The 13,595-nt window shown below is 42.2% G+C and carries 13 protein-coding genes; all 13 read left to right on the plus strand.

Translation table 11 applies throughout. The features are described 5' to 3' along the window. Nucleotides 1-110 precede the first annotated feature (110 nt). The 13 genes from Cabys_RS03550 to Cabys_RS03610 all read left to right on the plus strand — a co-directional run bounded on the left by Cabys_RS03550 (nucleotide 111) and on the right by Cabys_RS03610 (nucleotide 13,581). The gene (locus Cabys_RS03550) at nucleotides 111-1,361 is read left to right on the plus strand and encodes a DNA cytosine methyltransferase (RefSeq protein ID WP_006928782.1); all 1,251 of its coding nucleotides are present in this window, start codon (nucleotides 111-113) and stop codon (nucleotides 1,359-1,361) included. After that, on the plus strand, nucleotides 1,358-3,466 hold the full coding sequence (locus Cabys_RS03555) for a sensor histidine kinase (RefSeq protein ID WP_006928783.1): 2,109 nt from the start codon (nucleotides 1,358-1,360) through the stop codon (nucleotides 3,464-3,466). Before Cabys_RS03550 ends, Cabys_RS03555 begins: the two co-directional genes overlap by 4 nt. Beyond that, nucleotides 3,463-4,725, plus strand: coding sequence for a hypothetical protein (locus Cabys_RS03560; RefSeq protein WP_006928784.1), 1,263 nt, complete (start codon nucleotides 3,463-3,465; stop codon nucleotides 4,723-4,725). Before Cabys_RS03555 ends, Cabys_RS03560 begins: the two co-directional genes overlap by 4 nt. After that, nucleotides 4,718-5,374 carry an HhH-GPD family protein gene (locus tag Cabys_RS03565; RefSeq protein ID WP_006928785.1) on the plus strand — a complete coding sequence of 219 codons (657 nt, stop codon included), beginning with the start codon at nucleotides 4,718-4,720 and terminating at the stop codon, nucleotides 5,372-5,374. Before Cabys_RS03560 ends, Cabys_RS03565 begins: the two co-directional genes overlap by 8 nt. Nucleotides 5,375-5,433: 59 nt before the next feature. Continuing rightward, nucleotides 5,434-7,464, plus strand: coding sequence for a site-specific DNA-methyltransferase (locus Cabys_RS03570; protein ID WP_006928786.1), 2,031 nt, complete (start codon nucleotides 5,434-5,436; stop codon nucleotides 7,462-7,464). 2 nt (nucleotides 7,465-7,466) lie between these two features. Continuing rightward, entirely contained in the window at nucleotides 7,467-10,208 is a 2,742-nt protein-coding gene (locus Cabys_RS03575; protein ID WP_006928787.1) for a DEAD/DEAH box helicase, read from the plus strand. A gap of 138 nt (nucleotides 10,209-10,346) precedes the next feature. After that, on the plus strand, nucleotides 10,347-10,724 hold the full coding sequence (locus Cabys_RS03580) for a hypothetical protein (protein WP_044281173.1): 378 nt from the start codon (nucleotides 10,347-10,349) through the stop codon (nucleotides 10,722-10,724). Between the two features lie 284 nt (nucleotides 10,725-11,008). Continuing rightward, nucleotides 11,009-11,470 carry a MarR family winged helix-turn-helix transcriptional regulator gene (locus Cabys_RS03585; RefSeq protein WP_006928788.1) on the plus strand — a complete coding sequence of 154 codons (462 nt, stop codon included), beginning with the start codon at nucleotides 11,009-11,011 and terminating at the stop codon, nucleotides 11,468-11,470. 50 nt (nucleotides 11,471-11,520) lie between these two features. Next, on the plus strand, nucleotides 11,521-12,033 hold the full coding sequence (locus Cabys_RS03590; protein ID WP_006928789.1) for a Na+/H+ antiporter subunit E: 513 nt from the start codon (nucleotides 11,521-11,523) through the stop codon (nucleotides 12,031-12,033). Continuing rightward, complete coding sequence (locus Cabys_RS03595) at nucleotides 12,026-12,286, plus strand: monovalent cation/H+ antiporter complex subunit F (protein ID WP_006928790.1); 261 nt, start codon at nucleotides 12,026-12,028, stop codon at nucleotides 12,284-12,286. Before Cabys_RS03590 ends, Cabys_RS03595 begins: the two co-directional genes overlap by 8 nt. Further along, nucleotides 12,286-12,651, plus strand: a complete 366-nt coding sequence (mnhG, locus tag Cabys_RS03600) for a monovalent cation/H(+) antiporter subunit G (protein WP_006928791.1) — start codon at nucleotides 12,286-12,288, stop codon at nucleotides 12,649-12,651. The genes Cabys_RS03595 and mnhG overlap by 1 nt, the downstream gene beginning before the upstream one ends. Further along, the gene (locus tag Cabys_RS03605; RefSeq protein WP_006928793.1) at nucleotides 12,648-12,896 is read left to right on the plus strand and encodes a hydrogenase subunit MbhD domain-containing protein; all 249 of its coding nucleotides are present in this window, start codon (nucleotides 12,648-12,650) and stop codon (nucleotides 12,894-12,896) included. The genes mnhG and Cabys_RS03605 overlap by 4 nt, the downstream gene beginning before the upstream one ends. Next, nucleotides 12,889-13,581 carry a Na(+)/H(+) antiporter subunit B gene (locus tag Cabys_RS03610; protein ID WP_006928794.1) on the plus strand — a complete coding sequence of 231 codons (693 nt, stop codon included), beginning with the start codon at nucleotides 12,889-12,891 and terminating at the stop codon, nucleotides 13,579-13,581. Before Cabys_RS03605 ends, Cabys_RS03610 begins: the two co-directional genes overlap by 8 nt. The last annotated feature ends 14 nt before the right edge of the window (nucleotides 13,582-13,595 follow it).

Here is a 13,595-nt window from a genome sequence, read left to right on the forward strand (position 1 = left end):
TCAAAGAAAAGGACTTTGTATAAAGTATGAAAAAAAATAATCCGCCAGAAAATAAATACTGGTTTTTCAGGACAAATTAATTTTAGTCGCATGAACAGGTGACAAAAAATATGGATCATAAATTTACATATATTGAATTATTTGCAGGTGCTGGGGGGCTTTCAGAAGGATTTATAAGAGCAGGATTCAGACCTGTTTTTCATATTGAAATGGACAGGTATGCTGCCTTAACATTAAAGACCAGGATTGCCTATCATTATTTGAAAGGCAAAGGAAAAATTGAAATATATAATAAATACATAACCGGAAGAATTACAGGAGATGAACTCTACAAATATGTTCCTGATTATGAACTTGATTCCGTGGTCAATGAAGAAATCAGAGATGATAATGTCGAAAAGTTATTTCGTATTATAAAAAATCATATGCTAATTAATAACGTCAGCAAAATAAATGTCATTGCTGGTGGACCGCCCTGCCAGGCATATTCAATAATCGGAAGAGCAAGGGACCCCTACAGAATGAAATATGATAAGAGAAACTATCTGTATAAATTGTATGTCAGATTTTTAAATGAATTCAGGCCAGATGTCTTTGTATTTGAAAATGTTCCAGGACTCATTTCAGCAGCAGATGGTAAACTCTGGGAAGATGTAAAAAAATATTTTATGGAATCCGGATACGAAATTGGTTTTAAACTGCTTAACGCCCACGATTTCGGTGTTCTCCAGAACAGAAAACGTGTGATAGTTATAGGCTGGCGAAAAGAACTGAATTTAAAATATCCTGAATTCTCTCCTGATAAGAATGTTGCAAAATTTAAAGTTCACGATATTCTGGATGACCTTCCGCCATTAGAACCGGGTGAAAGAATAACCGTGGGTAAATATATTAAACCACCATCAAAATATCTTTTCGACTACGGAATCAGAAATGGATGGAATACTCTTATTCAACACATTGCACGTGGACATAATGAGAGAGATAGAAAGATTTATAAGTTTTACATTGAAAACTGGAGAAAGGAAAAGAGAAGGCCGGACTATGATGAACTTCCTGAAGAATTAAAAACACATAAAAATAGAAAAGTTTTCCGGGATAGGTTTAAAGTCGTTGCTTCGGATCTCCCATACTCACAAACAATCGTTGCTCATCTGGCAAAAGATGGTCATTATTTTATTCATCCGGATATTAATCAATTAAGATCGATTTCTGTAAGAGAAGCGGCCAGGATTCAATCATTCCCTGATAATTTTTATTTTGAAGGCCCGATGACGGAGATGTTCCGGCAGATCGGAAATGCCGTGCCACCATTAATGGCTGAAAAAATGGCTGAAAAGGTAAAGGAGATGTTGAAGTGACTGAAAAACTGGTTTTCAAGCCACGGGCAAGATTGATACTACAACTTGGAGAACAACTCATTAGAAATGAAAGCATCGCACTCCTTGAACTGGTGAAAAATGCTTATGATGCCGATGCTTCACAGGTTCGGGTTATTATGAAAAACATAGATAAACCTGGAGATGGATTAATTATTGTTGAAGATGATGGATGCGGAATGACCATGGAGATCATAAAAAATGAATGGATGGAACCGGGAAGTGATTATAAGGAAAATTTATTTAAACAAAAGAAGAGAACCGCAAAATATGGTCGCCTTCCGCTTGGAGAAAAAGGTATTGGAAGATTTGCAGCACATAAACTGGGGAGTTATATCACTCTTATTTCCAGAGCAGAAGATAATCCTGAAATTGTGGTAAATATAGACTGGACTGAATTCGAAAAGTCAAGATACCTTGAGGAAGTACCTATTAAAATAATTGATAGAAGTGCAGAATATTTTGCGATCAGGTCAGGAACCAGAATAGAAATTAGAAAACTAAGAACGCGATGGACTCGAGGAATGATGAGAGAGGTATACAGGTCTCTTGTTTCTTTTACTTCTCCTTTTGATACACCTGAATCCTTCAAGGTGATTTTGAAAACGGATAAGGAAGAATGGGTGAAAGATTTACTTAAAATAGAAGATGTGAAAAACTATGCACTTTTCAGATTTAAATGTATTATGGAAGGCAATCATATAAAAGAGTTCCTTTATAATTTCACCCCATGGAATTCAATGAAAAAAATAGATGGTAGAACAGTTGACGAAACAGATACATATATACAAAAAAGACTTTTGCTCGTCGACCGGGAAGGAGAAATAAATCTTAACAAATCTAAAGTAGGTATTGTAATCTTTGAAGGTTTTATTTTTGACCTTGATCCTAAAATACTGGGTCTTGGCGTACCTGACAAAAAAACACTGAGAGAATATTTGAAAATCAATGGAGGTATCAGGATATACAGGGACGGAATAAGAATATATGATTATGGGGAACCCGGGAATGACTGGCTGGATCTTGGTATCCGAAGAGTAAATGAGCCAACAAAGCGAATAAGCAATAACATAATCGTTGCTGCTGTACATCTTGACAGAGAAAAAAGCACGGATCTTAGAGAAAAAACAAATAGAGAAGGTTTTATTGAAAATGAGGCTTTCAGTGAATTGAAAAGGGCGCTTCTTTATTGTATCGGACAGATTGAAGAACTCAGGTATGAGGATAAAGAGAAAATCAGAGTGGCCTATGGTTTGAAAAGCATGAAAGAGCCGGTTATTGCCGGAATAACTGAATTAAAAGAGGTTCTCAACAAAAAAATCAGGGAAGAGAAATTAAAAAAAGATATTTTCAGGTATCTGGATAGAATCGAAAATGAATACAAAAGTATGAGAGACATTCTACTGAGGGGAGCGGGAGCAGGCTTAACTCTAAGTGTGGTTATACATGAAATTGAAAAGATAATCAGTGAATTAAAGAAAGTTGTCAAAATAGAGGTCACCACTGAAAGAATTAAAAGTCTTGTGGAACATCTGGCAAAACTTATTGAAGGGTATACCCTGGTCATTAAAAAAAGTGAAGTGAAAAAATGGAATTTAAGAAAACTGATCGACCAATCAATTTTTAATATGGAATACAGATTTAAGGTTCATGATATAGAAGTTATAAAAGCATATGAAAGTAAGGTGAATGATATATTTATTAAATGTTCCAGAAATCTGTTTATTAACTCCCTTATCAACATAATGGATAATTCAATATGGTGGCTTGAATATAAATACAGGGGTAAAAAATTTAAAAAGGAAATATTTGTTGATGTATCGGATTACCTGATTGACGGTTACCTATCAATAATTATAGCAGATAATGGCCCCGGATTGACTCTTTCGCCTGATGAAATTACCAGACCTTTTGTTTCCGCCAAACCTGACGGAATGGGACTCGGATTACATATCGTGGATGAAGTGATGAAGGCACATGGAGGATTCCTGAAATTTCCGGAATATGATGAGGTTAATATTGGGGAAGATTTTAAAGACGGGGCAATTGTTCTACTCGCCTTCAAGAAAGAGGAGGAAAAATTATGAACCTGCCTGTAAGTGGAAGAGTGGTGCTGATAGACGATAAATTTAAAGAGGCACTTCCGCTTATACGGGTGCTTTCCCAGGAAAGGATTGCTGTCACTTTTTTTAGCGGAAGAATAGAAGAACTTCCCTCAGAACCCTTTCAGGATGTAAGAATAATATTCATGGACATGGTTCTTGATGGCCTGGATGGAGCAGATGACAAAACAATAATATCTACTCTAATGGGAGTAGTTAAAAAGATCGTATCACCGGAAAGTGGCCCTTTTATTCTCGCTGTTTGGACAAAACATCCGGAGAAAGTTGAAAAAGTTCAGAATGCATTGCGAGAAGAAGGTTTTTATTTGATACAGATCAATCTCGAAAAGGAATATTTTTTCAAAATGTCAGAAGATGGCAAAGAATGGTTATTTGATGAAAACAAATTCGATGACCTTAAAAAAAAGTTAAAAGAAAAAACACAGGAAATAGAGATATTTGAAACTTTTATTATCTGGGAAAATCTGATTCACGACTCTGCATCCGAAACTGTTAATGAAGTTTCCAGATTTTCTGAATATAATGATGCATGGAATGATGAAATAAAAAAAATTTTTTATAATCTTTCAAAGGCATGGGCTGGCAGAAGAGAAGATGATGTCGCAGTTAAAGATTCTTTTTATTCTTTTCACCAGATATTCAACGACATTCTTGAAAGAAAAACTCAGAGCATTGAGACTGCTGACGTTGTGTTTGAAGAAGGTGAACTCAGTAATGAGGTTAAAGGGAAAATTAATTTTAGAATCCTGGCAGACACTTCTACTTATGAGAAGGTTTATCCAGGAATTGTATATAAAGTGCATTCTCTTGAATCGTCTTTTATGAGTGATATTTTGAATGAAAATGATGATAAACGTTTGAATCTTATAATCAGAGGTTCTATTCCTGTTTTGATTGAAGTCTCTCCAGTTTGTGACTTTGTACAAAACAAGATGAGAATGAGCCGTATGATTAAGGGGGTCCTACTTCCAGATTCTGTTGAAAATTATAATTCAGTATGGAGAAAAATTAAAAAATCAGCATCTTTTCTTTATGTTTCACCTGTAATTTATTATGGTAACTCAGTATTCCGGATGGTTCTGGATTTTAGATATTTTACTTCAGAACCACTCAGTAACCAGGAAAGAGAAACTATTTTCCGGATTCGAAAAGATATTCTCAATGATATACAGACCAGGCTTGCTTTTCATGTAAACAGAACGGGAGTGCTTTTTCTTGAATAGGAGCATATCAATAATTATTAAAAATATTCTAAAATGGTATACGCATAACAGTCGTAATTTCCCCTGGCGGGATACAAAAGATCCCTACAAAATAATGATTGCTGAATTTATGCTGCATAGAACCAGAGCCGAACAGGTGGTTCCGGTATATCTTGATTTTATAAAAAAATATCCTGATATATATTCGCTTGCTGATGCAAAACCGGAGGAAGTAAAAACAGTTACGAATCACCTTGGACTACACTGGAGAAGCAAGCATTTTATTGAAGCAGCAAAATATTTAATTAACAATTCAGGTGGAAAGTTTCCGGAAGAATACAATGCATTACGTCAAATTCCCGGTGTTGGAGAGTATATCGCCGGGGCAATATTAACGGTATCCTTCAATAAGCCCGCTGCTGTTGTGGATAGCAATATTGCTCGTTTTATCAACAGATTCTGGAACTTAAACCTTAACGGGGAAATTCGGAGAAAAAGAAAGATTAAAGAGATTGCGGATGATTTGTTTCATAATCCAGAACCCGGTAAATTACTTTTTGCTCTTGTTGATTTCACCACTGCTATTTGTAAACCGGGACAACCATTGTGTAATGAGTGCCCTTTAAAAGTGAAATGCCTGTATTATCTGGAAAAAACAAATGAGAAATAGATGAAAAAAGTGAACGGAAATTTTTAGAAAGTCTTAAGAAAACGGAGTGAGAAAATTCTATGGCAAAAATCGAAATCAAAAAAACCGAACTGGTGTGGAAAGGCAAATACGATGAAGCCGGCCGGTTGAAACCGGTGGAGAAACCGGGCCCCTACCCGTTTCAGATTGTGGAGGTGGTGAACCAGCCGCGCGTGGAAAAGGGAGCCGGCCATACACAGTTAAGCATTTTTGATTACTACAAAGGCGACGAAGGCGAGTCTTTTGAAGAAGGCTGGCGCAACAAATTGATCTGGGGCGACAACAAGATGGTGATGAGCAGCCTGTTAGAGAACTTTGCTGGTAAGATTGACCTGATTTACATTGACCCGCCCTTTGCCACCGGCGCCGATTTTACCGTGGACATTCCCGTGGGCGAAAGCGGCGAAACCCTGCACAAAGAACACTCCATTATCGAAGAAAAAGCCTACCGCGATACCTGGGGCCGGGGGCTGGATAGTTTTCTGCAGATGATGTATGAGAGATTGGTTTTGATGAAAGAATTATTATCCGAAGATGGTTCAATATATGTTCATTTAGATTGGAGAGTAAATAGTTACATTAGAATTATGTTAGATGAAATTCTTGGCGTAGATAATTTTAAAAATGAGATAATATGGCAAAAAATAAAGGCAGTAAAAGCACAATCAAGCAGTTATGGCAATGTAATTGATTCAATATTGTTCTATTCCAAAAGTGAAAAAACTATTTTTAATCAAATTAGAAAAGAACATAAAGAAGAATATTTAAAACAAATGTATAGATATGTAGACGAAAATGGAAGAAGATATCGATTGCATGATTTTACTCAAAAAGGATCAGGTCCTCCTAGATATTTTGGAAATAAAGGTTTGATAGCTCCCCCTGAAGGAAAACATTGGATATGGTCTCAAGAAAAAATTGATGAAGGTTTAAAGAAGAACTTAATAGTTTTTTCCAAAACCGGGATGCCACAGGTAAAAAGATTTTTAGACGAAGTTGAAGGAGAGGCATTAAGCAATTTATGGAATGATATAAACCCAATAGGTTCTGTTTCACATGAAAGGATTGATTATCCCACCCAAAAACCAGAAGCCCTGCTGGAACGAATCATCCGTGCCAGCAGCAATGAAGGCGATTTAGTCGCCGACTTTTTCTGCGGCAGCGGTACCACCTGTGCGGTGGCGGAAAAGTTGGGCCGCCGCTGGATCGGCGTGGATTTAAGCCGCTACGCCATTCACACCACCCGCAAACGGCTGCTGGAAATCGAGCACAGCAAAAGCCTGGAAGATCCCAAAAAGAAATACGGCAAAAAGGCCCGCCCCTTTGAAATCCTGAACCTGGGCAAATACGAGCGCCAGTTCTGGCAGGTAAAAGCCTTCGGCAAGAAGGACGAAAAGGAAGCCCTGTATGAATACCTGGCCTTCATCCTGAAACTCTACGAGGCAGAGCCCATCAGCGGTTCCAGTCACATCCACGGCAAAAAAGGCAACGCCCTGGTGTACATCGGCGCGGTGGATGCCCCCGTCACCATTCAGGAGGTGATCGATGCCCTGAAGGACACCAGAGAACTGGGCATGAAGGAACTGCACGTGCTGGGCTGGGAATGGGAAATGGGCCTGAATGACGCCATTCAGGAAGTGGCAAAGGACATGGGCATCCGGCTCAAACTGCGCATCATCCCCATGGATGTTACCGATCCCCGGGCGGTGCAGAAGGGCGATATTCGCTTCTTTGAACTGGCCTATTTCAAAGCCGATATTCAAACCAGCAGTAGAACCATTAAGGTGAAACTGCAGGATTTTGTCATTCCCCATACGGATCTCATTCCCCGCGAGGTGCAGGATTCCATACGGAAATGGAGCGACTGGATCGACTACTGGGCCATCGACTTTGACTTCCGCAACGACACCTTCAACAATGGCTGGACCTCCTACCGCACCAAAAAGAACCGGCAACTGGTGCTTCAGGCGGAGCACAAATATGAAAAGCCGGGCAAATATAAAATCTTCATCAAGATCATCGATATTTTCGGTATCGATACATCGCAAATTTACGAAATTGAGGTGAAGTAGCCATGCCGAAAACCTGGGTGCAATACAATAAAGAACTGCCTTATTTAGAGGATCGCCAGCCCTGGGAGATTCCCACCTGTTACATGCGCAAAAGCGGGCCCAATGCATACGAGGTGGTGGAAGGACGCCGCCCCAGCCGCATGTTTCTGGTCAACAAACTGCGCAAAGCAGTGGACCAGTGGCGGGCAGAGGGCTATCCGGGCGCCACGCCCACCAGCCGGGAACTGCTGACCTACTGGTTTGAGCAGAGCCACCCGCCGGTATTCGGCAACGAGCCCTTTCACTTCTACTTCTGCCAGCGGGAAGCCATCGAGACCCTGATCTACCTGTATGAAGTCCGGCAGTTTACCGATCTGGCGGAGGTGATCGATAAATTCCACGAGGAATATCGGGGCACGCTGTTTTCCGGTGAATACGAAATTTCCGAAGCGATGGACGGCAAGCGCACCCTGAAGCGCTACTTTCCGGAACTGCAGCAGGAGGGCGAGCAGGAACTACCGGAGAAGGATTTGTTGCGCTATGCCATCAAAATAGCCACGGGATCGGGCAAGACCATGGTGATGGCGCTGGTGGTGGTGTGGAGTTACTTCAACCGCCTGAGAGAGGGCAGCCGCCGCCATGCGGATAACTTCCTGATCGTGGCACCCAACGTGATCGTCTATGAACGGCTGGCCAAGGATTTTGCCGATGGAAAGATCTTCCACGAGTTTCCCTTCATTCCCCCGGCCTGGAAATCCCGCTGGAAATTGAACATCAAACTGCGGGGGGATGAATCACCGCTGGCGCCCGGAGGAAATCTGGTAGTCAACAACATCCATCAATTGTATGAATCCCGCCAGAAAACCTGGGAACCTAAGAACATCATCCAGGCCATTCTGGGGCAGGATGTGCCGAAAGATCCGGCCAGACCACCGCAGACGTTGCTGGAAAGACTGAAGGAACTGGATAACCTGCTGGTGATGAACGACGAAGCTCACCACGTGCACGATGACGAGCTAAAATGGAACGAGTCGCTGCTGTCGTTGCATAACAGCATTCCCGGCGGCTTAAAGATGTGGCTGGATTTTTCCGCCACGCCCAAAACGCCCAACAACACCTACTATCCCTGGATCATTGTGGATTATCCGCTGGCGCAGGCTGTGGAAGACCGGATCGTCAAGGTGCCGCTCATTGTTCACACGGTAAATAAGAGCGACCCGGAGAAGATCACCGGTGACAATGTGGTGCAGAAATACGGTGCCTGGATTACCGCAGCGCTCAAGCGCTGGAAAGAACATTTTGACGCCTATCAGGGAATCGGCAAGAAACCGATTCTGTTTCTCATGGCAGAAAAGAACGCCTATGCCGATCGCATTGCGGAAGCGATTGCCAGGCGGGGTAAAAAATATGGCATCGAGAAAGATGAAATCCTGGTGATTCATACTGATTCGACCGGCGAAATCCGCAAGAGCGATCTGAAGAAATTAAGAGATACGGCACGCGATGTGGACAGCCCGGATAACAAAATAAAGGTGATAGTCAGCGTGCTGATGTTGCGGGAGGGCTGGGATGTGCAGAACGTGACCATCGTTCTGGGACTGCGCGCCTTTGATTCACCAATTCTGCCGGAACAGGCCATCGGGCGCGGTCTCCGTCTGATGCGGGATGTGAGTCCGGATCGGACACAAACGCTGGAGGTGATCGGGAATAACCGCTTTGAGAAGATCGTGAAGGAACTGGAAACAGAAGGTGTGGGCGTCAATACCACAAAGACGCCGCCGCCCCTGCCGGTAACCATCGCGCCGGAAAAGAAACGCCTGCAATATGACATTTCCATTCCGCAGACGGATTTCTCTTATGTTCGCGTGTATCGGGATATTGAGGCGGTGGATGTTTCCGGGCTGCCATCCATTTTTACATCGGATAAATTAAGTGAAGATCAAATAACGCTGTTAAAGATGGAAGTGATGAATCTGGGCGTGGAGGTTCATCAGGTAGAAATTGAATCTGAGTATATAGAACTGGGCCGGGAACTGGTTTCTTATATTACCAATCAAATTATGAAACGGGCTGGATTAACCGATTGTTTTCATGTGCTGTATCCTAAGGTTACCGAATACATTTTAACGCGCTGCTTTGAAGCCACGCTTACGGACATTGAAAATGAAGAGTTGCGAAGGAAATTAAAAGAATTAAGCATTCAGGAGGCAATCATCGATCTGCTGGCGCGTGAAATCGGCAAAGCCACTGTGCACCAGAAACCCATTACCATTAAAGGTAAGCCGATAAAATTATCCGAAACGCCCAGATTCCTGTGGCGGCGGAAACATATTCGTTGTAAAAAAACAGTATTCAATTTCGTTGCCTGTTACAATGATTTTGAGGCAGAGTTTGCCGAATTCCTGGACCGTGCCGATGATGTGGAAGCCTTTGCTGCTCTGACTAACATTTTACGGATCGATTATCTTTCCGTTTCGGGAGCTATCCGGCACTATTTGCCTGATTTTGTCGCAGTGCAGAATGTGGATGGGAAAAAAACCTTCTGGATAATTGAGACTAAGGGGCGGGAATATCCGGATCTGGAGAATAAGAATAGAACTATAAAACGCTGGTGTGAGGCAGTAAGTAAGCAGACAGTGGGTGAGTGGAAGTATTTGCTTGTTAGACAAACTCACTTTAATGAAATAAAGGGTAAATTGCAATCAATTTATCAATTGATTGCATATATTTCAGATAATCGCTCTGCTCAGTTAAAAATAATATAAACCTGATTTTTATTTAAGTGAGGTGTTATGCAAATTAATAAATTTGTCCACAGTTACTACAATTCTAAAAAAAAATCAATAACAAAATCAGGATTAAGCATGGATAAGTGAAGGAAAAAATTGATATGATCTTATCTATTGTCAAAAAACTTATCAAATATATTAAATGATAATAGAAATGTTAAACGTCCCTGGCAAAAACCTAAGTTTTCGGATACTGAGGTGATTGCTTTGAGTTTATTATCTGAAACTCTCATGCTCGATAGTGAAAATTATTTGCTCAAAAAAGTACATTTAAATTATGGAGTTGTTTTTCTGAATCTTATCCACAAAAGTGTTTACAGCAGGCGGAGTAAGCCCTTATTCAATTATACTGCAAAATTAAACAAGCCGGTCTGTGGCCAGGATATTTTTATCATTGATTCCATGTCATTGGCCTCATTTAAGTTTATTCTTGCAAATCGTTTAAAAATCTTCAAAGGGAATTATGATATAGCGTTTTTTTTGGGGGGGTAGACCAAAATACCACTTATTCTGGCAATAAACTCCCTGCGATTGTCATTGTTAAAAGGATAATCATAAATGAGTTCAGTGTAAAAACCACAAATTTCAAGAATGGACACGAATATATTTTAAATAACTTAAATAAAAACAATAGTCCCATTTAAATGAAATTCGATACTAATACCTTTTTAAAGTGGACTGATTAATAATTTTACGCTTTGGCTAATAAAAAATTTTATTTGACAATAATCATAATTGTAAATAATTTACAAAGTAAAATATTATGGAGGTGAAATTTGAGCAAAGCAAAAGATTTTGACAGCATTGCCCGATTAATCTTTACGCTCCGCCAGAAGTGCGCTTTAAAAGACGTGTACTTCGTGAAAAAAATGGGCATCTCGCAGGCCGAATTTAATTGCCTGGCCCAGTTTTATGATACCGACAGCCTGAGCGTAAAAGAATTGAATGAACGGTTAGACCTTACGCCCGGCGGCGTTACGCGCGTGATTACTCTGCTGGAAAAAAAAGGTTTGATCAAACGACGCATTTCTTTGGACGATCGGCGCAGCATTAATGTCTATTTGACCAAAAAAGGGCGCGAAATGGTGCAAAAATTGCAAAAGGGCGCCAGCGATCTACACGCCGAAATCTTTGCGCAGCTGGATGACGCCTCTCGCGAAAAGCTGGTGTGGTCCATCGAAAAATTGATGAATATTATTGATGATTGGTTGGAGAAAAACAAAGAAGCGGAACAATAATTTTTTACCCGTTTCTGTGAAAATCAGAACAAACCCGGAAAGTTACTGTCATGAATGAAGTCAAAACAAATCCCGCGGTCAAATTGGTTTCCGCCGTTTTATTGGCGGCGGTGTTGCTGCTGTTTTATATTCTGTGGAGCCATTCTCGCAACATGAGCGACTGGGCGATCATCTTTATCTTTGCTTTTCTGGTATCGCTCGTTTTTACAAAGCCTAACAAGTTTCCCGCGCTGACGCTCAAAAAAATCGTTTACTCTGTTGCTTACATCTTTTACCTGTTTATTTCCATTGTAAAATCCAATTTTGATGTAGCGCGTCGTGTGGTTAAGCCGCAAATCCCGATTAATCCGGGAATCGTGCGCGTTAAAACCAGATTAAAATCGCCCATCGGACGGATGATTCTGGCCAATTCCATTACCTTGACGCCCGGCACTCTGACCGTGGATGTGAAAGACGATTACTATTACATCCACTGGATCGATGTGACCGACGTTGACGAGACGGCCGCCACGGAAAAAATCGTTTCGGGATTTGAAAAATATCTGGAGGTGATCTTTGGCTGAAACAATCATGCATATTGCAACGGTAATCGCCATGCTTGCCGTGCTGGTGGCAGGCGCCCGTTTTGTGCTGGGGCCTTCGGCAGCGGACAGGACGGTGGCGCTGGACACGCTGACCATTATTTCAACGTCGCTGATCGTTTTTATCGCGCTTTACAGCGGGCGAACGATCTACCTGGATGTGGCGCTGGTTTACGGCATTCTCAGTTTTATCGGCGTTATTGCCGTGGCCCGCTATCTGGAAGGAGGGCTGTAATGGAAGCGATTCGTTTAATCGGAGCTCTCATTGCTCTGGTGGGCTCGCTGTTTTTGTTCCTGGGCGCTCTGGGCATATTAAGGATGCCCGACCTGTACAACCGGATGCAGGCCGGCACCAAATCGACCACCCTGGGCAGCATTTTAACCCTGCTGGGCATCGGGATTTATCACCTGCCCTGGTTCTGGCAAACCTTTATTCTGGTCGCCTTTCTGGTTACCACCAATCCGCTCTCTTCCCATGCGCTGGCGCGGGCAGCTCATTTTAGAGGCATTCCCTTAACCAGAAAGACCGTTGAAGACAGGCTTTCGAAAGATGAAAAGAAAGAAAAACATTCCACAACTCCGGAGGCGGAATTACTATGACATTGATCGTTATTTTGCTTGGCATCGGGATGGTGGTCGCCGCTCTGGCCGCCGTCTATTTTAATAACCTGATTGCGGCTGTGGTTGCCGGCGGGATTGTTAGTTTGTTCGCCAGCGTGCTGTATTTGATTTTAGCCGCTCCGGACGTGGCCATGACCGAAGCTGCCATCGGCGCCGGATTGTCCACCGCTATCTTCATTTATGCCGTCAAAAAAACGCGCGAACAGGAGGTAGAGCATGATTAAACGCGTCATCTCTTTTATGGTGCTGTTAGGCTTCGCTTTTATTTTCGGAAAGATGTTAATTAACTGGCTGCCGATGAGCGAGTTGAACGGCGTGGCCAGGGCTTATGTGGAACGCGAACCGCAGGAACTGGGAGCGGTTAATGTGGTCACGGCCATTGTGGTTACCTATCGTGGATTGGATACCCTGGGCGAGGTGAGCGTGTTGTTTTTGGCGGCAACGGGCGTGGCCCTTTTACTGCGCCGCCGAAAAAATTCGACACAAAACAAAGAAAACAAACGGCCGGCCAGCGAATTTCTGAAAACCGGCTCTTCTTTGCTCATGCCCTTTATTGTAATGTTTGGCGTTTACATCTTTATCAATGGCCATCTTTCGCCGGGAGGCGGATTCCAGGGCGGGGCCGTGATCGCCTCGGCCATGCTGCTAATGCTTTTAACCTTTCCCGACTACCGCCTCAACCACACGGTGCTGGGCTGGGTGGAATCGGCTTCCGGCGTGAGCTATGTGCTGGTGGGCGTATTGGGGTTGCTGTTGGCCGGCGGTTTTCTGGATAACCGTATCCTGCCATTGGGAACCTACGGCGCCATTTTGAGCGCCGGCGCCATCCCATTGATTTATGTCTTTATCGGTTTAAAAGTCGGCGCTGAACTGGCGGGCGTGCTGGAAAATTTAAAACAAGAACAATAAAAACTGGGTATTAA

It is taken from the genome of Caldithrix abyssi DSM 13497 (assembly GCF_001886815.1).
GTDB lineage: Bacteria > Calditrichota > Calditrichia > Calditrichales > Calditrichaceae > Caldithrix > Caldithrix abyssi.